Annotated in this window: 20 protein-coding genes; 11 read left to right on the forward strand and 9 right to left on the reverse strand. The window is 74.5% G+C overall.

Annotation, left to right across the window (positions count from 1 at the left end):
• Position 1 precedes the first annotated feature (1 nt).
• Positions 2 to 1096: an ABC transporter ATP-binding protein gene (locus AB0O91_RS23815; RefSeq protein WP_363436352.1), complete on the forward strand. Its 1095-nt coding sequence runs from the start codon at positions 2 to 4 to the stop codon at positions 1094 to 1096.
• Positions 1083 to 2021, forward strand: a complete 939-nt coding sequence (locus AB0O91_RS23820; RefSeq protein ID WP_363436355.1) for an ABC transporter permease — start codon at positions 1083 to 1085, stop codon at positions 2019 to 2021. The genes AB0O91_RS23815 and AB0O91_RS23820 overlap by 14 nt, the downstream gene beginning before the upstream one ends.
• Here AB0O91_RS23820 and rarD read toward each other — a convergent pair.
• Positions 2011 to 2997 (reverse strand): EamA family transporter RarD, encoded by a 987-nt coding sequence (gene rarD, locus AB0O91_RS23825; protein ID WP_363436358.1) that lies wholly within the window; start codon positions 2995 to 2997, stop codon positions 2011 to 2013. The genes AB0O91_RS23820 and rarD overlap by 11 nt on opposite strands.
• A 226-nt stretch (positions 2998 to 3223) precedes the next feature.
• Positions 3224 to 4078 carry an SDR family oxidoreductase gene (locus AB0O91_RS23830; protein WP_363436361.1) on the reverse strand — a complete coding sequence of 285 codons (855 nt, stop codon included), beginning with the start codon at positions 4076 to 4078 and terminating at the stop codon, positions 3224 to 3226.
• A 105-nt stretch (positions 4079 to 4183) separates the two neighbouring features.
• Here AB0O91_RS23830 and AB0O91_RS23835 point away from each other — a divergent pair, with 105 nt between their 5' ends.
• A complete protein-coding gene (locus tag AB0O91_RS23835; RefSeq protein ID WP_363436476.1) occupies positions 4184 to 4564 on the forward strand; it encodes a helix-turn-helix domain-containing protein in 381 nt (126 codons plus the stop codon).
• Positions 4565 to 4570: 6 nt separating this feature from the next.
• Here AB0O91_RS23835 and AB0O91_RS23840 read toward each other — a convergent pair whose 3' ends face one another.
• On the reverse strand, positions 4571 to 5359 hold the full coding sequence (locus AB0O91_RS23840) for a TetR/AcrR family transcriptional regulator (RefSeq protein WP_363436364.1): 789 nt from the start codon (positions 5357 to 5359) through the stop codon (positions 4571 to 4573).
• Between the two features lie 52 nt (positions 5360 to 5411).
• Here AB0O91_RS23840 and AB0O91_RS23845 point away from each other — a divergent pair, with 52 nt between their 5' ends.
• The gene (locus AB0O91_RS23845) at positions 5412 to 5603 is read left to right on the forward strand and encodes a DUF6011 domain-containing protein (RefSeq protein ID WP_363436367.1); all 192 of its coding nucleotides are present in this window, start codon (positions 5412 to 5414) and stop codon (positions 5601 to 5603) included.
• 16 nt (positions 5604 to 5619) lie between these two features.
• On the opposite strand, the gene AB0O91_RS23850 is transcribed toward AB0O91_RS23845, so the two are convergent.
• Complete coding sequence (locus AB0O91_RS23850) at positions 5620 to 7587, reverse strand: hypothetical protein (RefSeq protein WP_363436368.1); 1968 nt, start codon at positions 7585 to 7587, stop codon at positions 5620 to 5622.
• A 275-nt stretch (positions 7588 to 7862) separates the two neighbouring features.
• Here AB0O91_RS23850 and AB0O91_RS23855 point away from each other — a divergent pair, with 275 nt between their 5' ends.
• Both AB0O91_RS23855 and AB0O91_RS23860 read left to right on the forward strand, forming a co-directional pair.
• Complete coding sequence (locus AB0O91_RS23855; protein WP_363436371.1) at positions 7863 to 8582, forward strand: chitinase; 720 nt, start codon at positions 7863 to 7865, stop codon at positions 8580 to 8582.
• 181 nt (positions 8583 to 8763) lie between these two features.
• Positions 8764 to 9273: a hypothetical protein gene (locus tag AB0O91_RS23860; protein WP_363436374.1), complete on the forward strand. Its 510-nt coding sequence runs from the start codon at positions 8764 to 8766 to the stop codon at positions 9271 to 9273.
• 25 nt (positions 9274 to 9298) lie between these two features.
• Here the strand turns inward: AB0O91_RS23860 and AB0O91_RS23865 are convergent, their stop codons facing one another.
• On the reverse strand, positions 9299 to 10267 hold the full coding sequence (locus AB0O91_RS23865; protein ID WP_363436377.1) for an oxidoreductase: 969 nt from the start codon (positions 10265 to 10267) through the stop codon (positions 9299 to 9301).
• Between the two features lie 201 nt (positions 10268 to 10468).
• Between AB0O91_RS23865 and AB0O91_RS23870 the strand changes: the two genes are divergently transcribed.
• Both AB0O91_RS23870 and AB0O91_RS23875 read left to right on the forward strand, forming a co-directional pair.
• On the forward strand, positions 10469 to 11011 hold the full coding sequence (locus AB0O91_RS23870; protein WP_363436380.1) for a GNAT family N-acetyltransferase: 543 nt from the start codon (positions 10469 to 10471) through the stop codon (positions 11009 to 11011).
• A 142-nt stretch (positions 11012 to 11153) separates the two neighbouring features.
• Positions 11154 to 11885, forward strand: a complete 732-nt coding sequence (locus tag AB0O91_RS23875) for a DsbA family oxidoreductase (RefSeq protein WP_363436382.1) — start codon at positions 11154 to 11156, stop codon at positions 11883 to 11885.
• Between the two features lie 78 nt (positions 11886 to 11963).
• Here AB0O91_RS23875 and AB0O91_RS23880 read toward each other — a convergent pair whose 3' ends face one another.
• From AB0O91_RS23880 to AB0O91_RS23895, 4 genes are all read right to left on the reverse strand, one after another.
• Positions 11964 to 13082, reverse strand: coding sequence for an alpha/beta hydrolase-fold protein (locus AB0O91_RS23880; RefSeq protein ID WP_363436385.1), 1119 nt, complete (start codon positions 13080 to 13082; stop codon positions 11964 to 11966).
• Between the two features lie 181 nt (positions 13083 to 13263).
• On the reverse strand, positions 13264 to 15795 hold the full coding sequence (locus tag AB0O91_RS23885; RefSeq protein WP_363436388.1) for an FtsX-like permease family protein: 2532 nt from the start codon (positions 15793 to 15795) through the stop codon (positions 13264 to 13266).
• Positions 15792 to 16658 (reverse strand): ABC transporter ATP-binding protein, encoded by an 867-nt coding sequence (locus tag AB0O91_RS23890; RefSeq protein ID WP_363436391.1) that lies wholly within the window; start codon positions 16656 to 16658, stop codon positions 15792 to 15794. Before AB0O91_RS23890 ends, AB0O91_RS23885 begins: the two co-directional genes overlap by 4 nt.
• Before the next feature lie 163 nt (positions 16659 to 16821).
• Positions 16822 to 17262 (reverse strand): VOC family protein, encoded by a 441-nt coding sequence (locus AB0O91_RS23895; protein WP_363436392.1) that lies wholly within the window; start codon positions 17260 to 17262, stop codon positions 16822 to 16824.
• A gap of 433 nt (positions 17263 to 17695) precedes the next feature.
• On the opposite strand from AB0O91_RS23895, the gene AB0O91_RS23900 reads away from it, so the two are divergent.
• From AB0O91_RS23900 to AB0O91_RS23910, 3 genes are read left to right on the forward strand one after another with little or no spacing between them, the layout of a single operon-like run.
• Positions 17696 to 17959 (forward strand): hypothetical protein, encoded by a 264-nt coding sequence (locus AB0O91_RS23900; protein ID WP_363436394.1) that lies wholly within the window; start codon positions 17696 to 17698, stop codon positions 17957 to 17959.
• Positions 17940 to 18458 carry a DUF6879 family protein gene (locus AB0O91_RS23905; RefSeq protein WP_363436397.1) on the forward strand — a complete coding sequence of 173 codons (519 nt, stop codon included), beginning with the start codon at positions 17940 to 17942 and terminating at the stop codon, positions 18456 to 18458. Before AB0O91_RS23900 ends, AB0O91_RS23905 begins: the two co-directional genes overlap by 20 nt.
• Positions 18459 to 18464: 6 nt before the next feature.
• Complete coding sequence (locus tag AB0O91_RS23910) at positions 18465 to 19313, forward strand: helix-turn-helix transcriptional regulator (RefSeq protein ID WP_363436400.1); 849 nt, start codon at positions 18465 to 18467, stop codon at positions 19311 to 19313.
• Positions 19314 to 19417: the final 104 nt, after the last annotated feature.

The following is a 19417-nucleotide window of genomic DNA, read 5'->3' on the forward strand; positions in this document are numbered from 1 at the left end:
GATGACCGGGACTCCCGTAACGGGGGACGTTACGGAGTCGGCCGGGGGTCCGGGCGCCGCGTCGCGCCCGGCCCCCGCGCCCGCCCCTGGCTCCTCCCCTTCCTCGCCCTCGGCCTCGCCCTCCTCGGCCTCGCCCTCGTCCTCGTCCTCGTCATCCGATGACGTGATCAGGACCCGCGGCCTGACCAAGCGCTTCCGCGGCGGCCAACTGGCCGTCGACGGGCTGGACCTGGCCGTGCCGCGCGGCTCCGTGTTCGGCTTCCTCGGCCCCAACGGCTCCGGCAAGACCACCACCATCCGGATGCTGATGGGCCTGATCGCCCCCACCTCCGGCGCGGCCACCGTGCTCGGCGAGTCGATGCCGCAGTCCGTCGCGACCGTGCTGCCCCGGGTGGGCGCGCTGATCGAGGGCCCGGCGCTGTACGGCTTCCTGTCCGGCCGGGACAACCTGGTCCGCTTCGACGCCGCCGACCCGACCGCCGACCCGCGCACCCGCCGTCAGCGGGTCGAGACCGCGCTGGAGCGGGTCGGCCTGGGCGCCGCCGCCGGCAAGAAGGCCCGCGCCTACTCCCTGGGCATGAAGCAGCGGTTGGGCCTGGCCTCCGCGCTGCTGCAGCCGCGCGAGCTGCTGGTGCTGGACGAGCCGACCAACGGGCTGGACCCGCAGGGCATGCGGGAGATCCGGGCGCTGGTCCGGGAGGTCGCGGCCGAGGGCACCACGGTGTTCCTCTCCTCGCACCTGCTGGACGAGATCGAGCAGGTCTGCACCCACGCGGCGGTGATGTCCCGGGGCCGGCTGGTGGTGCAGGGCACCGTCGCCGAGCTGGCCGCCCGGGCGCAGGGGCGGCTGGTGGTCCGCACCCCCGACGTGGCGCGGGCCGCCGAGGTGCTGGCGGCCCACCGGGTGGGCGCGCTGGTGCCCGGCGAGGGCCGGGTGGACGGCGAACTGGGCGCGAACGGCGACGAGGTGCTGCCCGAGCTGTGCGCGGCGCTGGTCGAGGCCGGGGTCCGGGTGCACGGGTTCGGGCTGGAGCGGGGCACGTTGGAGGACGCCTTCGTGGCGCTGACCGGGGAGGGCTTCGATGTCGCGGGCTGAGGCGACGGGCGTGGAGGCGTCGCGGGCCGCCGGGGCGTCGCGGGCCACCGGGGCACCACGGTCCGGGGCGGCGCCGGGGCCGGGGCGGCGGCCGCAGACCGCCGCCGGGTTCCTGGCGCTGTTCCGCAACGAACTGCACCTGACCTTCCGCCGGATGCGCACCAAGGTGCTGCTCGGCATCCTGGCGGTGCTGCCGGTCCTGATCGGCGTGGTGATCAAGCTCAACACCGACAGTCCGGGCGAGGGCGGCGGCGGCCCGAGCTTCATCGCCCAGACCACCCAGAACGGGCTGTTCCTGGTGTTCACCGCGCTGGCGGTGGCCCTGCCGGTCTTCCTGCCGATGACGGTCGGCGTCGTCGCCGGCGACTCGGTGGCGGGCGAGGCGGCGACCGGGACGCTGCGCTACCTGCTGGTCGCCCCGGCCGGGCGGACCAGGCTGCTGGCCGCCAAGTTCACCGCCGGACTGGTGTTCTGCCTGGCCGCGACCGCGGCGGTCGCGCTGGCGGCGCTGGCCACCGGCGCCGCGCTGTTCCCGCTCGGCGAGGTCACGCTGATCTCCGGGGACACCATCGGCCTCGCCGAGGCGCTGCTGCGCGCGGTGCTGGTGGCCGGGGTGGTCGCGGCCTCGCTGGCCGGGCTGGTGGCGATCGGGCTGTTCGTCTCCACCCTCACCGGCAGCGGCATCGCGGCGATGGCCGCGACCGTCGGCCTGGTGATCACGGTGCAGATCCTGGACGCCTTCCCGCAGCTGGACGCGGTCCGGCCGTTCCTGTTCACCCACTACTGGATGAACTTCTCGGACCTGCTGCGCGAGCCGATGTACTGGGACGGCGTGTGGAAGGACCTCGGCCTCCAGGCCGCCTACGTCGCCGTGTTCGGCTCGGCGGCCTGGGCCCGGTTCACCAGCCGCGACATCAGCGCGTGACGGGTTCCCTGGGCGCCCCGGGCGCGGGCGCGGGGACGGGCGGCGGCACGGCCGCCGCCCGCTCCGCGCGGTCGGCCCGGACCTGGCGCAGCGCGTCCCAGGTGAGCAGCGCCAGCGCAGCCCACACCAGGGCGAAGCCGGCCCAGCGGGCGGGCGGCATCGACTCGTGGAACACCGCGACGCCGATCAGGAACTGGAACACCGGCGCCAGGTACTGGAGCAGGCCCATGACGGTCAGCGGCACCCGGACGGCGGCCGCGCCGAAGAACAGCAGCGGGATCGCGGTGATCAGCCCGCTGAGCACCAGCAGCGCGGAGTGCCCCCAGCCGTACGAGCCGGCCACCGTGTGGCCGAAGGTGCCGCGTCCGCTGACCTCCAGGTAGACCAGGTAGCCGAGGGCGAAGGGGAACATGAAGGCGCTCTCGGCGGCCAGGCTCTCCAGCCCGCTCAGCCCGACCTGCTTCTTCAGCAGGCCGTAGGTGGCGAAGGAGAGGGCCAGGGTGAGCGCGATCCAGGGCAGTTGCCCGAAGGCGACGGCCAGCACCGCGACGGCGGCCGCGCCGATGCCGACGGCCGTCCACTGCGCGCCGCGCAGCCTCTCCTTGAGCACCAGGACGCCGAAGCCGATGGTGACCAGCGGGTTGATGAAGTAGCCGAGGCTGGTCTCCACCACGTGGCCGTTGTTGACGGCCCAGATGTAGACGCCCCAGTTGACCGAGATCACGGTGGCCGCGCCGGCCAGCATGGCGAGCCGGCGGGGCTGGCGCAGCAGCGGGCGTATCCAGCTCCAGTGCCGCTGGGCGACCAGCATCAGCACCACGGCGACCAGCGACCAGACCATCCGGTTGGCCAGGATGTCGTCGGCGGCGCCGGGCTCCAGCAGGGGCCAGAACAGCGGGAACAGGCCCCAGATGCCATAGGCCGCCATGCCGTACCAGAGGCCTCGGCCGTTCTCCTGCTGGGTCGTCTGTGGCATGGCCGAGTGCCCTCCCGCGCGCGCGTGTGATTCCTGGCGACGGTAGCGGGCGGAAGGGGCGACTGTCATCTCCGTTTCCGGATTTTGGTCATGACATTGCTTGAATGCTGGACAGCTCCGGCGTTTCCGGTGGTCAGTCGGCCCGATGGTCAACCGGCCCGGCGCCCGGCCGGTCGCCCCGGACCGGCGGGCGGTCCGGGGCGACCGGCGGGCTCCGGCGGCCGGGTCACGCGCCGAGGGCGGCGCGGACGGACTCGGCCAGCGGAACGGTCGGGCGGCCGATCAGCCGGGACAGGTCACCGGTGCGCAGGCCCAGCTGCCCCTTGAGGACGGCCGCGTCGGTGTCCGGGAACAGCGCCGCGAAGCCCTCCGGCAGGCCGGCCGCCACCAGCCGGCGCACCTGCTCCGCGGGCTCGACGTCCCGGTACACCACCGGGCTGCCGGAGGCCGCCGCCAGCTCGGCCGCGAACTCGTCCATGCTCCAGTCGGCGTCGCCGCTCAGCTCGTACACCCGGTTCTCGTGCCCCTCACCGGTGAGCACCGCCACCGCCGCGTCGGCGTAGTCCCGGCGCGGGGCGGTGGCCACCCGGCCCGCGCCGCTGCTGCCGAAGACCTCGCCGGCCGCGACGGCCGCGCCCGCGCCGGCCGTGTAGTTCTCGGTGTACCAGCCGTTGCGCAGCAGGGCGAAGGGGACGCCGGACGCCCGCAGCAGTTCCTCCGTGCCCTGGTGCTCCTCGGCGATCCGGAAGGTCGCCGTCGGCGCGCCGAGCACGCTGGTGTAGGCGAGCAGCGCGACCCCGGCGGCCTTCGCCGCGTCGATCACCGCGCCGTGCTGGGCGACCCGGCTGCCGAACTCGTTCCCCGAGATGAGCAGCACCCGGTCGCCGGCCGCGAAGGCCCCGGCGAGGGACTCGGGGCGGCCGTAGTCCGCCTCGTGGACCCGCACGCCCTGCTCCGTCCACTCCGCGACCTTGGCCGCGTCGCGGACCACGACCTTGACCTCGCCCGCCGGGACGGTGGCCAGCAGGCCCTCGACGACCAGGCGGCCGAGCTGTCCGGTGGCTCCGGTGACGACGTACATGTTCTTGCTCCCTCGGGTGTTCCACGGGCTGACACCACTCACCCTAAGGACGGCACTAACCTGGGGAAAGTACGCACTTTGAAGTAGGGTACTGACATGAAGGTAATGGCTGTGGAGCCCTCGCTGGTCGACAAGCTGCCGGACGTCTACGACCGGATGTGCCCCTCCCGGGGCGTGCTGGAGCACGTCACCAGCCGGTGGGGGGTGCTGGTGCTGATCTCCCTGAACGAGCGCGGCTACCGCTTCAGCGAGCTGCGCCGCCGGGTCTCCGGGGTCAGCGAGAAGATGCTCGCCCAGACCCTGCAGACCCTGGAGCGGGACGGCTTCGTGCTGCGCGAGGCGCACCCGGTGATCCCGCCCCGGGTCGACTACAGCCTCACCCCGCTCGGCCGCGAGGCCGCCGGGTACGTCGCGGCGCTCGCGCAGTGGGTGGAGCACCGGATGTGCGCGGTCTCCGAGGCCCGGGAGGAGTACGACGCCCGCTAGGGCGTGTCAGGCCCGCCGGGCCGCGTCCGGGTCCCGGCCGATCAGGGCCGCCAGGCCGTCCAGGACGCGGGCCAGGCCGAAGGCGTAGGCGTGGTCCGGACTGTAGGCGCCGCCGTGCGCCTGACCGGCGGCGGCGCCCACCCGGGCGGCGACCGGGTGGAGCCCGGGGTCGAAGACCCGGGCCAGCAGCTCCGCGTTGGCCTCCCACCACTGGGCGTCGGTGAGCGCGCTGTCCTGCTGGGCGGCCCGCTCGTCGGCGGCCATCCGGGCGCAGGTCTGGACGAAGCCCAGCAGGTGGGTGAGCGCGGCGTCCAGTTCCACGTCGGGCAGGCCGGTGCCCTCCAGGGCGCGCAGCTCGTACTCGTACTTGGCCATCAGGCCGGGGCCGAGCGGCGGGCGGCTGGTGGACACGGCGGCGACCCACGGGTGGGCGCGGAAGAGGTCCCGGTTGTCGTCCGCGACGGCGGTGGCCCGGGCCCGCCAGCCCTGGTCGGCCGGGGTGCTGCGGGGCATGGTGGCGTAGACCGTGTCCAGCATCAGGTCGAGCAGTTCGGCCTTGCCCGGCACGTAGGTGTAGAGCGCCATCGGGGACAGCCCGAGCTCCTGGGCGACCCGGCGCATGGTGACCGCGTCGACGCCCTCGGCGTCGGCCAGGGCGACGGCGACGGCCGCGATCTCGCCGGTCGACCGGGCCTGCCGCGGGCCCCGACGGCCGGGCTTCTCCTCGGCGGTCAGGCCCCAGAGCAGGGCGAGGGTGCGCGCCGGGTCTCCTGCACTGCTGCGGTCCGTGGCCATGCGGAGGATCCTTTCACGGGCCCCGGTCGGTGGCGGCGGCTACCGTCTCCCCATGACCAGCCCCGAACCGCTCCCCGGCACCGACACCACCCAGGCCCTGCGTCCCCGGGTGACCTGCCGACGCTGCCACCGGCCGCTGCACGACCCCGAGTCGCGGATGCTGCGGCTGGGGCCGGAGTGCCGCGATCCGGCGGAGCGGGTCGCGCGGTTCGAGGTGGACCAGGACACCCTGCCCGGGGTGTAGGACCCGGCCGCCCCGGTCAGCGCGGGCGGCGGAAGAGGCGGCGGATCAGGCCGGGGCGGGGCCGCTGCCCGCGCGGGGTCCGGGGATCCGTCGCCTCCGGGGCGGCGGTCGCACCGCCGGGACCGGCCGGGCCGACAGGGCCGTCGGGGCCGGTGCCCGCCGCGGTCCCCCCGGCGTCCCGGCCGTCGGCCTCCGCCAGCAGCCGCCGGGCCAGCTCGCGGTCGGCCCGGTCCGTCCACGGCGCGGCCAGCACCAGGGCGCAGTAGGAGCGGAGGATCGTCACCACCCGGCTGCGGCCGGCCCGGGCGCTGTAGTGCAGCCGCTGCCGGAGCAGTCCGGCGATGTCGGCGCGGGTCTCGGGGTGGGTCCAGCCGATCGCGACCAGGGCGAACCCGGCCGCCTCGACCACCCAGTCCTCCGGCCCGAGCAGCAGGTCGCGCAGCACCCGGCGGCGCTCGGAGCCCGCCCAGGGCTGGTCGGTGCGGTGGTGGGCGATGCCGAGGCAGGCGAAGGACTGGACGGCGCGCACCCACAGTTCGGGCTGGTGGGCGAGCAGCGCCCGGCCGAGGTCGTCCTCGCGGGGCATCGGCGGGTGGACCAGTGCGCCGAGCAGGTCGTCCAGCGGCAGCCCGGCCAGCCGGACGGCGTGGTCGTAGGCGGCGGGGACGGTCGGCCAGACGATCTCGGCGGTGGCGCGGAGCAGGTCGGCGCTGGCCGGGGCGGGCGCGGCGAGGGCCGGACGCGGGTCGGTGCCGTCCCAGGCCCAGATCCGGGTGGTGGGCTCGGTCAGCGGCAGCCGGGGGTCGGGGTCGCCGACGGAGCGGTAGGACACCGTGGAGCGGGGCAGGGCGAGCTGGACGGCCAGCACCGAGCTGGGCGGCTCGACGGCGGAGGCGGTGCAGTCGATCTCGGTGTCGCGGCCGGCGCCGGCCGAACCGAGCACCTGGTGCAGCACGTTGACGGTCGCCTCGGTGGCGCCGGAGACCATGCCGAGCCAGGGCTCCCGGCGGCTGAGCCGCTCCAGCAGGTCCTGGGCGTACTCGTGGTCGGGGTGGTCGCGGTGGTGGTCGGCGAGCGCGAGCAGGTGGACGGTGTCGCCGTCCACGGCGTGGCGCAGCCCGTGCCGGGCGGGGGCGGCCTTGGGGTGGTCGGGCGCGGACGCGAGGACGCGCTCCAGCCAGGGCAGGCCCTCGGCGGGGCGGCCGAGGGTGGCGTACAACTCGGCCACGTCCACGGCCAGGTAGCCGCTGGAATCGTTCTCCCCCGGTGCGACCCGGGCGAGTTCGGCCTCCCAGACGGCGAGCGCCTCCTCGGGGCGGCCGTCGGCGCGCAGGGCGTTGCCGAGCATCACGGCGGGCAGGTAGCCGGGGGCCAACCGCTGGGCCCGTTCGGCGAGTTCGACGGCGCGGGTGGTGGCGCCGAAGCGGCGGGTCAGGCCGGAGGCCATCGCCAGCAGCAGCGGGTGCTCGGGGTGGCGTGCCGTCACGGCCCGCAGGAAGCGTTCGAAGGGCCGTACGGTGTCGGCGAGTTCGGCGGGCAGCGGGTCGGGCAGCGCGCCGGCGGCGCGGGCCGCCGCCTGGGCGACGGCGTCCGGGTCGACCAGGGCGGGCAGGTCCTCGCGGGCGAGCCAGGCCGCGTGCGCCCAGGGACGGGCCGGCTCGTACTGGATCGCCGAGGCGAGCAGGGTGACGGCGGTGTCCCAGTCGCCGGCGGCGGCCTCCACGTGGGCGCGGCAGACGACGGTGCCCAGGTAGACCTCGCCGTCCAGCGGGAACAGTTCCCGGGCCCGGCCGGGGCCGCCCGCGGCGGCGCACAACTCGGCCAGCGCCTCGTGGAGTTCGGGCAGCTGGGGGTCGGCGAGGATCGCGTCGGAGAGGTGGTCGGCGGCGTGGGCGAGGTCGCCGGAGTCGATCGCCAGACGGGCGACGGCCACCTCGCCCTCGGCCGCCAGCCGCTCGTCGCCCTCGTCGTCGGTGTGCGCCATGCCCTGTCCCCCGGTCGCGCCGTGTTCGTTCGGCCAGTCCGCGTGCCTCGTGCGCGGATGAGGCTATCCCGTGCATATGACTGCCGGATGATCACCCTGCCGCTCACCCGGACGGGTGGCCGGCAGGGCCGAGTGTGCCAAATCCCCGGCCCAACACGCCCCTTACGGGTGGTTTGGACTCCGGGGTGCTTCAGGTCCGGATGACGGCGCACCACGATGACGGGGTCGCTTCGAGCGCGAAGCACCCTCTCCGTCCCCCAGCCCGACGAGGAACGATGAAGCCCTCCCGCACCCTGTCCGCCGTCGCCTCCGCCGCCGTCCTGAGCGCCCTGGCCCTGGCCGGTCCGACCGTCGCACCGGCGTCCGCCGCCGGATCCTTCGTGGTCAGCGAGTCCCAGTTCAACCAGATGTTCCCGAGCCGGAACTCCTTCTACACGTACCAGGGCCTCACCGACGCGCTGGGCGCCTACCCGCAGTTCACCACCACCGGCGACGCCGCCACCCGCAAGCGCGAGGCGGCCGCCTTCCTGGCCAACGTCAGCCACGAGACCGGTGGGCTCAAGTACGTCGTCGAGCAGAACACCGCCAACTACAGCCACTACTGCGACACCTCCCAGCCGTACGGGTGCCCGGCCGGCCAGTCCGCCTACTACGGGCGCGGACCGCTCCAGATCAGCTGGAACTTCAACTACAAGGCGGCGGGCGACGCCCTGCACATCGACCTGCTGCACGACCCGTACCAGGTCGAGAAGAACCCGGCCACTTCCTGGAAGACCGCCCTCTGGTTCTGGGACAGCCAGAAGGGCGCCGGGACGATGACCCCGCACGACGCCATCGTCAACAACAAGGGCTTCGGCGAGACCATCCGCAGCATCAACGGCGACCTGGAGTGCAACGGCAAGAACCCGGACGAGCGCAACGACCGGATCAACCTGTTCAGGAACTTCGTCGGGGTGCTGGGCACCACCGTGGGCGGCGGCAACATCTCCTGCTGATCCTGCTGATTCTGCTGATCCCCCTCTGGTCCCCCTCCTGAGGACGAGCCGGGCGGTGCCGGTGGAGCGGGAGGTCGACCGGGTCGACCACCCGCTCCACGCATCACCCGATCGGGCGAGCGCTGTCAGTGGCGTCTGCTCGACTGCTCCCAGGACACGAGACGAGGGGGTGGCAGCCGGGATGGGTGTGCTGACCGACTACTTCCGGGCGCCCGACGCGGCCGCGGTGGTACGGGTATTGGAGCTGGCGGACGGCTCGTGCCCGGTGTCCGCCGCGGGCTTCGACGGCGTCGGGGCCAAGCGGATCGATCCGGGCGTCGTGCTGGGGCAGCTCGTCGCGGCGATCCGGGCGGAGCCGTGGCGGGTCGACCTGGTGGCGGAGACGCCGGTCTGGCCGACCACTCCCCCGCCCGGCCCGGACGGACCGGACGGACCGGCAGGCGGCGCGGTCGGCGAGGAGGACCCGTGGGCGACCGGCCCGTGGGTCACCGAGCTCGACGACGCGACCAGGGACGCCCTCGCCGACGCGGCCGACGACCGGATACCGGAGGCAGTCCGGCGGTGGGCCGAGGCGGAGGAGTGGGGCGGCGCGGATCCGGCGGATCTGCTGCCGTCGGCCGAGCAGTTGGTCGCGCTCGCCCGCCGGGCCCGCGCGGCGGGCGAGCGGCTGTACTGCTGGATCTGCCTGTAGCGGCCGCCGCCCGGGGCCGGCCGGTTCAGCCGGCGATCGGGGTGGCGCCGGTCGCGGCGAGCGAGAGCTCCCAGAGCCGGGCCGCCGCGACCGGGTCGACGGCGTACGGGCGCACGCCGCCGTCGTCCATCGGGGCCCCGGGAGCGGCGGCCCGGGCGACCTCGCAGTCCTCCAGGTAGAGCCCGCCCCGGCCGTCGAGGAGCGGCGAGGTGGCCGCCCACAGGCCGGTGGCGGCGCCCTGGGAGGGGGACTTGAAGCCGGCGCCGACGACGGTGCCGTGCTCGTCCACCCACCCGCGGTCGATCTGCTCCCGGAGCGTCATCTCCCGCTGGAGCCCGGTGATGATCTTGCCGGGGTGGAGGGCGAAGGCCCGGACGCCGGCCGCCCGTCCGAGTGCGTCGAGGTGCGCGGCGAACAGGACGTTGGCGGTCTTGGACTGGCCGTACGCGAGCCACTTGTCGTAGCCGGTGCGGAAGTGCGGGTCCTGCCAGCGGATGTCCGTGAGGGCGTGCCCGGCCGAGCTGTTGACGACCACCCGGGCCCCGCGCGCCGCGAGCAGCGGATGGAGTTCACAGGCGAGCGTGAAGTGGCCGAGGTGGTTGGCCGCGAACTGCGCCTCCCAGCCCGGGCCGACGCGGCGCTCGGGAGTGGCCATCACCCCCGCGACGGCGAACAGGAGGTCGACGTGGTCGGTGGCCACGGCGATCAGCGCGGCCGCGGCGCGCACGCCGTCGAGGTCGGTGAGGTCCATCGGGACGACCTCGCAGCCGTCGGACTCCGCCAGTGCGGCACGGGCGGCCCGCGGACGGCGGGCCGGGACGATCACCCGGGCGCCGGCCGCGGCCAGGGCGCGGGCGGTCTCCAGGCCGAGGCCGGCGGCGCCGCCGGTCACCACGGCGGTCCGGCCGGAGAGGTCGATGCCGGCCAGCACGGCCTCGGCGGTGCTGGCGGCGGAGAAGGGCGAGCCGATCGGCCGCTGGTCGTTCGTGGTCATGGTGAGGACGCTAGGAGCTGGACCGCGGTCCAGCTCAAGTCCCGCGCTCCGGGCGGTCCGGGCTCTGCGGGCGGTCCGGGCGGTCCGGGCCCTCCGGGCGCTCCGGTCGGTCCGGGGGCGGGTGGACCCGGCCGAGGACGAACTGACACGCTGGGCGGCGGGGCGTCCCGTGTCAGCCTCCGTAGCGAAAGGACAGCGCCGATGGGCGATGCGATCGAGTGGGCCGGCGACCCGGTGTCGTTCCGGCCCGCGACCGGGGAGCACACCGACGAGGTGCTGAGCGTGCTCGACGAGGCGGCGGGCTGGCTGGGCGGTCGCGGCATCCGCCAGTGGCCGGACCGCTTCCCGGCCGCGTGGGTCGCCGACGCGATCGGGCGCGGCGAGACCTGGCTGGTGGACGTCGGCGACAAGACCGCCGCCACCGTCACCCTGGACTGGGCCGACGCCCTGTGGGCGGACGTCGGCGGCACGGCGGGCTACGTGCACCGCCTGGCCGTGCGCCGGTGGGCCCGCGGCCTGGGCGGGGTGGTCCTCGGCTGGGCCGAGGACCGGGCGCGCGAGCGCGGGGTGGACGCGCTGCGGCTGGACTGCGTCGCGCACAACCGCTCGCTGCGCGACTACTACGAGGGGCGCGGCTTCGCCCACCGCGGCGACGCGCGCTGGCTCGGCCTGCCGGGGCAGCCGCCGGACGAGGTGCCGGTCCTCTGGATGAGCCGCTACGAACGGCCGCTCGCGGCCCGGTAGCGGCCGCCGGAGCGTCCGACCGCCGTTGCGCCGGCCCGCCCGCACCTGAATATTTCAGGACAAGAAATATTCAGGCGGACGGGCACGTTCCGGAAGACGTCGGCGCGGAGGGTCCGCGCCCGGCCGGAGGGAGTGCGGCGCCGTGCGCGTGGAGATCTGGACCGACATCAACTGTCCTTGGTGCTACATCGGCAAGGCCCGCTTCGAGCAGGCCCTGGCGGCGTTCCCGCACCGCGCCGAGGTGGAGGTGGTCCACCGTTCGTTCGAGCTGGACCCGCACGCCCCGCAGACGTCCCGCCCGGTGCTGCCGCTGCTCGCCGACAAGTACGGGATGAGCCTGGAGCAGGCCGAGGCGGCGGAGGCCCGGATCGCCGAGAACGCGCACGGCGAGGGCCTGCCGTACCTGGCCGGTCGGCGGGACGCCGCGAACTCCTTCGACATGCACCGGCTGCTGCACTTCGCGAAGGAGCAGGGCCGGCAGGACGAACTGCTGGACGCGCTGTACCGGGCCAACTTCGCCGAGGAGCGCTCGGCCTTCGGCACCGACCGGCTGGTGGAGCTGGCCGTCGGGGCCGGGCTGGACGAGGAGGCGGCGGCGGCCGTGCTGGCCGATCCGGCGGCGTACGCGGAGGCGGTGCGCGAGGACGAGCAGACGGCCGCCGCCATGGGGGCGACGGGCGTGCCGTTCTTCGTCCTGGACCGGCGGCTCGGCGTCTCGGGCGCCCAGCCCGCGGAGACGTTCACCCGCGCCCTGGAGCAGGCCTGGGAGAGCCGGGTGCCGGCCCCGCTGATCCCGGTCGGCGGAGGCGGCGGGGTCGGCGGAGGCGACGCGCAGGCCTGCGGGCCGGACGGCTGCGAGCTGCCGCAGCGGTGACCCGCCCGGGGAACGAGGGCTTCGGAGTGGGAAGTCGGCCCGGCCGACTTCCCACTCCGCTGCGTCCGGGCCGCGGCCTCAGCCGGCCTTGCCGACCGTCTGGGTGAGCCAGGTGAACACGGACGGCACCAGCGGCTGCCAGGTGGAGGTCAGGTGCGGACCGTTGACCTCCACCGGGGTGACGGTGGTCGGCGCCTTGGCGTTCCTCTGCAGCGCCAGCGCGTCCTCGTAGCCGTCGCCCTTCTTCCCGGTGGCGTACAGGGCGACGTTCGGCGGCGTCTGCGCGTGCTGGAGCAGGTAGACCGGGTTGGAGACCTCGCGCAGGTGCGCGTCCTTGGCGGTGAGCGAGTCGGACTCGCCCATCGGGTCGTTGTACCCGGAGAGGCTGACCCCCGCGTGGTAGCGGTTCGGGTGCCCCAGCGCCAGCCGCACCGCGCAGTGCGCGCCCGCCGAGTAGCCGGCCACCGCCCACCGTTCGGGGCCGGGCTCGGCCCGGAAGTTGTCCAGCACCATCTGCGGCACGTCCCGCGCCAGCCAGGTCTCGGCGTTGACCTTGCCCGGCACGTCCGCGCAGCCGGTGTCGGTGTGCCCGCCGAGCAGCACCACCCGTGGCGAGACCAGGATGAACGGCGCGACCTGCCCGGACTTCATCAGCGGCGCCAGCTGCTTGGAGACGTTCATGCTGCCGAACCAGGCGCTGGACGAGCCGGGGAAGCCCGCGAGCAGCTCGACCACCGGGAACTTCTTGTCCTTGTACGCCGGGTCGTCGTACTGCGGCGGCGTCCAGACCAGCACCTCGCCGTCCACCCCGGAGACCCGGCCCTTCAGCTGGGTGGTCCGCACGTCCTTCGGCACCGCGCTGTCGTCCACCGGCCCGAACTGCTGCGTCACCTTGGGCTGTTCCGGCCCGTTCGCGGCCGCCGTCGCGTCCGCCGGCGGCGGGACGGGCACGGCCCGGACATGGCTGCCGGTGCCGAGCAGGTCGTCCCAGCTGCTGAACAGCTGGTTGTCGTTGTTGACCAGCACGAACACCAGCGTCACGGCGGTGACCTGCGCGAAGCCCACCATGAGCAGGCGGGAGCCGAAACGCAGGGCCTGCGGCCCGCGCACCCGGTTCCACAGGTACATCAGCAGCACCACGGAGAGCGGGAGGAGGAACAGCGAGAGGACGAAGAACGGCGTGCCGGTGAGCTTCACACCTGCTGAAACGGGTGGAAACGGGTGTTCGGTTGCACCCTTGCCGGGACGGATGAGGGAGTGGGAAGTCGGACGGGCCGACTTCCCACTCCCCTGGCACGTCAACGCGGACGGGACGCGCCCACGGCCGGGCGATGCCCAGCAGTGCGTGGACGCACGGCCGTTGTCCGTCGGCGCCTGATCACCCCACCCGGGTGGCGCCGCGCAGCAGCACCCGGGTGGGCAGGCCGGTCGCGCCGAGGCAGAGCAGCACGGCACCGGCGGCCAGCGGGACCGCCAGGCCCGGCGGGACGTACGGCGAGGTGTCCGCGATGCCCCGGGCGACCGGCACCAGGGTGAGCCAGCAGATCACCCCGCCGAGCACCAGACCGGTCGCGGCGACGAGCAGGGCCTCCCAGCGCATCATCGAGCGCACCTGGCGCCGGGTGGTGCCGGCCAGCCGCAGCAGCGCGACCTCGCGGCGCCGGTCGAACACCGTCATGACCAGCGTGTTGACGGCGGTGATCGCGGCGAACCCGCCGAGCACGGCCGCCATCGCGTGGTTGGCCCAGGCGTTGACCTCCGCCATCAGGTCCGCGCGGGCGATGTAGGCGGCCCGGTCGGTGACGGTCACGCCGCCGACCGCCCCGCGCAACTGCGCCGCCACGGCGGCGCGGTCCGCACCCGGCCGGTCGGCGACCAGGACCTCACCGTCGTAGCCGGCCGTGACGTGCGCGGCGACGGCGGCCCGCGGCAGCAGCGCCCGGCCCAGGCCGAGCCCGCGCTCGTAGGTGGCCACCACGGTCGGCCGCACGGAGGTGCCGTCGCCGAGCCAGAGCGGCACCCGGTCGCCGACCTGCACGTCCAGCGCGTCGGCCAGGCTCGCGGCCAGCGCGACGGTGTCGGTGGTGCGGCCGAGGTCGGCGAGCGACCCCTGCCGCACCCCGAGGTCGAGCACCCTGGGCAGGTTCGCCGGGTCGCCGTCGACGCCCAGCGCGGTGGCGGAGCCGATGCTCTGGTTGCTGGTGAAGAGCACCGAGGTGTGCAGCACGCCCACCGCGCCGTCCACCCCCGGCACCCCGGCCGCCCGCTCGGCGGTGCCCGCGGGCAGGCCGGCGCCGGACGGGCCCCGGTCGGCGGGGAGGAGCACGTGCTCGGCGATGACGCCGCTGCGCACGTTCTCGCCGCCGACGTGGCTGAGCGTGCTCTGGATGAAGAGCAGGGTGCCGCAGAACGCGGTGACCAGCACGATCGGGGTGATCGCGGAGGCCAACCGGCGGGCGTTGGCCCGGGTGTGGTCGGCGGCCAGCGAGCCGGGAGCGCCGCCGGTCCGCAGCACCGGGCCCAGGACGGCGGCGGCCAGCCGGGCCAGCCGGGGGCCGAGCAGGGCGACGGCGATCATGAAGCACATGACCGTGCCCTGGGCGCTGGCGGCGGCCTTCATCCCGTCCAGGCTGGTGCTGAGGGCGGTGGTGGTCACCCCGCCGGCGACGAAGACCAGCCCGATCACGGTCCGCACCGGGCCGGGGCCGCCGGGCTCGACGGCGGCCTGGCTCAGCGCCTGGCCCGGGCGCAGCTTGGAGGGGCGGCGGGCGGCCAGGAAGCCGGCGGTCAGTGCGGACAGGGTGCAGGTGAGGACGGCGGCGAGCATCGGCAGCGGGCCGACGTCGAGCCGGATGCCCGCCGGGACCGCGCCGCGGGACACCAGCGCGTCGAACCACCAGTGGGCGAGGGCGAGTCCGGGCAGGATGCCGAGGGCGGCGGCGAGGGGGGCGACCAGCACCGCCTCGGTGGCGATGGTGCGGCGGACCTGGCGCGGGGTGGCGCCGATGGCGCGCAGCAGGGCGAACTCGCGGGCGCGCTGGCCGGTGGCGAGCGCGACGGTGCTCAGCACGACGAAGACCGCGGTCATGGTGGCGTAGGCGCCGAAGCTGCCTCCGACGGCATTGAGGAGTTCGCGGGCCTGGCCGAGGGCGGGCTGCTCGACCTCGGCGCGGTCGGCACCGGTGAGGACCTCGGCACCGGTCCCGACGGCCCGGCGGACCTGGGCGGCGAGGTCGGTGACGGTGGTCCCGGGGCGCGGCTGCACGGCGACCGCGTCGATCCGGCCCGGGTGGCCGCCGAGGCGGTCGGCGGTGGCGCCGGCGAACCAGGCGGTGGGGCCGGTGGGTTGGGTGGCGGCCAGGCCGGAGACGCGGTAGGCGGCGGTGCCGCCGGGGGCGGTGAGGGTGAGGCTCGCGCCGGGCGCGAGGTTGGCCGCGTGCGCCGTGTCGGTGTCCAGCACCACTTCGTTCGCGCCGGGTGCCCGGCCTTCGAGGAGGCGGTCGGCGGGGCCGGCGATGCCGAGGGCGGCGAAGTCCCGTCCGGTGAGGGCGGGGTGGCCGTCGGCGGCGGGCACGGGGAAGGCGCTGTCCGGGCGGGCCGCGGCGACGCCGGGCAGGGCGGCGATCGTGGTGGCGACCCCGGCGTCCAGGCGGGCGCGTTCGGGGACGGTCTGGCTCGTGGTCTCGGAGTCCTCCTTGCCGGCCTTGAACGTCGTCCGGACGGTCGCGTCGGCGGCGACGAGGACGGGCGTGTCGGCGTACCGGGCGGGTGGCAGCTCGGCGGTCAGGCCGGTCTGCAGCAGCAGGCCGCAGGCCGTGATGACGACGGAGCCGAGGAGCAGGGCGATCAGGGTGCCGGCGAAGGACGCGGGCCGGAACCGGATCGAGGCGCGGGCCAGGCCGTTCGTCATGCCGTCGCTCCCAGCGGCCGGGCCTGGCGGGCGGTCCGGGCGGTCCGGGCGGCCTGGACGGCCTCGGTGGTCCGGGAGGCCCCGGCGGTCCGGGCGGTCAGCACGGCCAGGCGGTCGGCGACGGCCTGCGGGCCGGGGCGGTCCAGCCGGTCGGCGAGCGTGCCGTCGAGGAGGAAGAGGGTCTGGTCGGCGGCCGAGGCCGCCACCGGGTCGTGGGTCACCATGACGACGGTGGCGCCGAGGGCGTCCACGGCGTGCCGCAGCAGGCCGAGCACCTCGTGGGCGGTCCGGGTGTCCAGCGCGCCGGTGGGCTCGTCGGCGAAGACCACGTCGGGGCGGGTGATCAGCGCCCGGGCGATGGCCACACGCTGCTGCTGGCCGCCGGAGAGCTGGCCGGGGCGTCGGGCGTGGTGCTCGCCGAGGCCCACCTGGACGAGCAGGTCCCGGGCCTGCCGGCTGTCCTGGCGCAGACCGGCGAGGCGCAGCGGCAGCAGCACGTTCTGCTCGACGGTGAGGGAGGGGAGCAGGTTGAAGGACTGGAAGACGAAGCCGATCCGGGTGCGGCGCAGCTTGGTGAGCTGGTTCTCGTTGAGCCCGGTGATCTCCTCGCCGCCGAGCCGGATCTCACCCGAGTCCGGGCGGTCCAGGCCTGCGGCGCACTGGAGGAAAGTGGACTTGCCGGACCCGGAGGGGCCCATCACGGCGGTGAAGGTGCCGCGGGCGAGGGCGAGGTCGATGCCGCGCAGGGCGTGGACCGCGGCGCGGCCACTGCCGTGGGTGCGGTGGACGCCGCGCAGGTGGATGGCCGGGGCCGCTGCCGGGTCGTACGGGATCGTGCCGGGCGCGGACGAGCGGGGTGCCATCGTGGGGCCTTCCTGGGCGGGAGCGTCGGTGTGCTCCACGCTAGGAAGTCGAGTGCGGGCGAACCATGATGACGGCTGGTGGAGTGGGGGTGGGGTTATCCCCACCGGCCGGTTCGCGGCGCCCCGTCCGGGGCGGGGCGGCGCGCACTGCCGACCCGGCGCCTCAGCCGATCCGCTCGGCCAGGGCGACGATGATCCCGGCAGGGCCGCGGAGGTTGCAGAGCCGGTAGGCGTTGCCGTATTGCGCGACCCCGCCGAGGAGTTCGCCGCCGTGGTGGCGCAGGCGGGCGATCGTGTCGTCGATGTCGTCGACGGCGAACATCACCCGGTGCAGGCCCAGGGTGTTGGCCGGCGGCTCGGCGGGGGCGGCGGTGATCGCCGCGGGGGCGTGGAACTCGCTCAGTTCCAGCTTGCCGTGGCCGTCCGGGGTGCGCAGCATCGCGATGGCGCTGCGGGCCCCGTCGAGGCCGATCATCTCGTCCACCCAGGGGCCCCCGACCTCCGTCCGGCCCTCCAGCTCCATGCCGAGCTCGGTGAAGAAGGCGACGGCGGCCGCCAGGTCGTCGACGACGATGCCTACGTTGTCCATCCGTTGGACAGCCATGGGGTGCTCCCTCTTCGTCGGGTGGTCCGGTCACTGGTACACCGGGGACGGAGCCGGGGGCGGGATCTCGACATCCGGGAGTGTCGGGGCGGGTGGCTCAGTCGTAGAAGAACTGGCGGAGGTCCTCGACCGAGCCGGGCCCGCCGGGGGAGGTCACCGGGGGCGGGCGGGCAACCGACGGTCGCGGCGGCGATGTCGTCGATCGTCCGGCGCTCGGCGTCGGTGCGGATCCACCGGCCGTCCTGGGAGTCCTCGACGCAGCGTCCCACCACTCCCGCCTCGCCTGAACCCGCCTCCCTCCCCGCCCGCTCGTCGGCCCCCGACGAGCGGGCGGGGTCACTTCACCGACTCCCGCGACGCCCCCTTGCACCCAGCGAACCTCGGCGTGATAGTCGTGCAACCGAGAGCAATCAGGCCGGCACTGGGAGAGGTCATGAGGCTTCGTTTCCTGGGGATCATCCCGAACACTCCCGTTGACGACTCGCCGACGATCTGGCTGGACGAGGACAGCGGGGATCTGCTGATCCAGTCCTACACGGCCACGGCAGAGGAGGTGAAGGCGTGCCAGGCGCTCGGGTCGGTCCCCGGCCACAGCACGGACGTCCCCGATCACGAGACGATCATCCGGCTCCCCGCCGTGATGCGGCAGTTCCTTCCCCGACTGGAGGACGAAACCGGTGAAGTACCCCGTACGTGAGGGCCTGGCCAACGCTCGCCGCTCCGCTGTGCACCTGGAGATGCGCGACAGCTACACGCCGGACGATCCGGAGTTCGCCCGCTGGCGCGCCGGCCACCGGTACGCCGGCGACCCGGCCAAACTGCCCGGTTGGTGGGGGGCCTGGTCCGACCTGGTCGCCGAGACCACGGGGCGCGGCGTGACCATCCGACGGGCCCGGATCGTCTCGGAGCCGGTGACGGACTACATCCGGTACGAGCACGACCTCACCTTCGCCAACGTCGCCGCGGGCGAACTGGTCCGCTGGCTGCCCCGTCGCCGTGCCGCCGACATCGCGCTGCCCGGAACGGATCTCTGGATGTTCGACGGATCCGCCGTGCTGTTCACGTACTTCTCCGGCGTGGGCGAGGTCGTGGACAGGGAATGGCGCACCGATCGGGCCGTCGTGGACCTGGTCGACTCCGCTTTCGAGACCGTCTGGGAACGCGCCACACCGCACGCGGACTACGAGCCGACCTGACCCCTGGTGTCCGCCTCGGGATCGTCCCACGTCCAGGCCGCCCGGCGCGTCCTCGCAGATCGCCTCCGGGAGATGTGCAAGGACGCCGGGCTGGACGGCAAGCAGCTTGCGGCGTTGTGCGGCTGGCATCCGTCCAAGGTCTCCCGGATCGTCGGAGCCAAGACCTCGCCGTCCGCCGAGGACCTGCGCGCGTGGTGCCGCGCATGCGGCAGAGAGGACCAGGAAGCCGACCTGGTGGCCTCGCTGCGGGCCGTGGAGGGTATGTGGGTCGAGTGGCGCCGCATGGAACGCGCGGGGCTGCGAAGGGCGCAGGAGGCCGTGCTGCCCCTGTTCGAGCGGACGCGCTGGTTCCGGGCCTACTCGTCGTGGCTCGTTCCCGGGCTCCTCCAGACTCACGGCTACACCGAGGATGTACTGCGCGCCGTCCAGCTCCGGCGAGTGCCGGTCGATGACGTCGCCGACGCCGTGGCCGTCCGGATGGAACGGCAACGCGTGCTCCGCGAGGGTCACCGGCGCTTCGCGTTCCTTCTCGAGGAGTCGGTCCTTCGCAACGGGCTCGGTGACGCCGACACCCAGGCCGAGCAGCTTGAGCGACTGGTCAGGGCGAGCACTCTGCCGAACGTCAGTGTCGGGATCGTCCCCAACCGACTGCACCGCACACGGATGCCCGTGGAAGGGTTCTGGATCTTCGACACGACCCAGGTGAACGTGGAGCTGGTCTCCGGGCACCTCACCCTGACGCAGCCGAGCGAAGTGGCCATGTACGCCGACACGTTCACCGAGCTGGCCGACCTGGCGGTGTACGGCTCGAAGGCTCGCGGGCTGATCGCGGCCGCGATTGCTTCGATCGGGTGATGCCGTGCAATCCCGCAGAATCGCCTGGATCCCAACTCACCTCCCTCCCTAGCGTGTTGCCATCGATTCCAGCGACTCCGAGGGAGTGGCCGACCATGGGCAAG

It is taken from the genome of Kitasatospora sp. NPDC089797 (assembly GCF_040684795.1).
In the GTDB taxonomy this organism is placed as follows: domain Bacteria; phylum Actinomycetota; class Actinomycetes; order Streptomycetales; family Streptomycetaceae; genus Kitasatospora.

Excerpts from the sequence above, each read along its gene's own strand:
- AB0O91_RS23900 (WP_363436394.1), top strand. The coding sequence starts at position 17,696 with ATGAGGCTTCGTTTCCTGGGGATCATCCCGAACACTCCCGTTGACGAC.
- AB0O91_RS23860 (WP_363436374.1), top strand. The coding sequence starts at position 8,764 with ATGGGTGTGCTGACCGACTACTTCCGGGCGCCCGACGCGGCCGCGGTG.
- AB0O91_RS23895 (WP_363436392.1), bottom strand. The coding sequence starts at position 17,262 with ATGGCTGTCCAACGGATGGACAACGTAGGCATCGTCGTCGACGACCTG.
- AB0O91_RS23890 (WP_363436391.1), bottom strand. The coding sequence starts at position 16,658 with ATGGCACCCCGCTCGTCCGCGCCCGGCACGATCCCGTACGACCCGGCA.
- AB0O91_RS23845 (WP_363436367.1), top strand. The coding sequence starts at position 5,412 with ATGACCAGCCCCGAACCGCTCCCCGGCACCGACACCACCCAGGCCCTG.
- AB0O91_RS23885 (WP_363436388.1), bottom strand. The coding sequence starts at position 15,795 with ATGACGAACGGCCTGGCCCGCGCCTCGATCCGGTTCCGGCCCGCGTCC.
- AB0O91_RS23855 (WP_363436371.1), top strand. The coding sequence starts at position 7,863 with ATGAAGCCCTCCCGCACCCTGTCCGCCGTCGCCTCCGCCGCCGTCCTG.
- AB0O91_RS23820 (WP_363436355.1), top strand. The coding sequence starts at position 1,083 with ATGTCGCGGGCTGAGGCGACGGGCGTGGAGGCGTCGCGGGCCGCCGGG.
- rarD (WP_363436358.1), bottom strand. The coding sequence starts at position 2,997 with ATGCCACAGACGACCCAGCAGGAGAACGGCCGAGGCCTCTGGTACGGC.
- AB0O91_RS23830 (WP_363436361.1), bottom strand. The coding sequence starts at position 4,078 with ATGTACGTCGTCACCGGAGCCACCGGACAGCTCGGCCGCCTGGTCGTC.
- AB0O91_RS23835 (WP_363436476.1), top strand. The coding sequence starts at position 4,184 with ATGGCTGTGGAGCCCTCGCTGGTCGACAAGCTGCCGGACGTCTACGAC.
- AB0O91_RS23850 (WP_363436368.1), bottom strand. The coding sequence starts at position 7,587 with ATGGCGCACACCGACGACGAGGGCGACGAGCGGCTGGCGGCCGAGGGC.
- AB0O91_RS23870 (WP_363436380.1), top strand. The coding sequence starts at position 10,469 with ATGGGCGATGCGATCGAGTGGGCCGGCGACCCGGTGTCGTTCCGGCCC.
- AB0O91_RS23865 (WP_363436377.1), bottom strand. The coding sequence starts at position 10,267 with ATGACCACGAACGACCAGCGGCCGATCGGCTCGCCCTTCTCCGCCGCC.
- AB0O91_RS23840 (WP_363436364.1), bottom strand. The coding sequence starts at position 5,359 with ATGGCCACGGACCGCAGCAGTGCAGGAGACCCGGCGCGCACCCTCGCC.
- AB0O91_RS23815 (WP_363436352.1), top strand. The coding sequence starts at position 2 with ATGACCGGGACTCCCGTAACGGGGGACGTTACGGAGTCGGCCGGGGGT.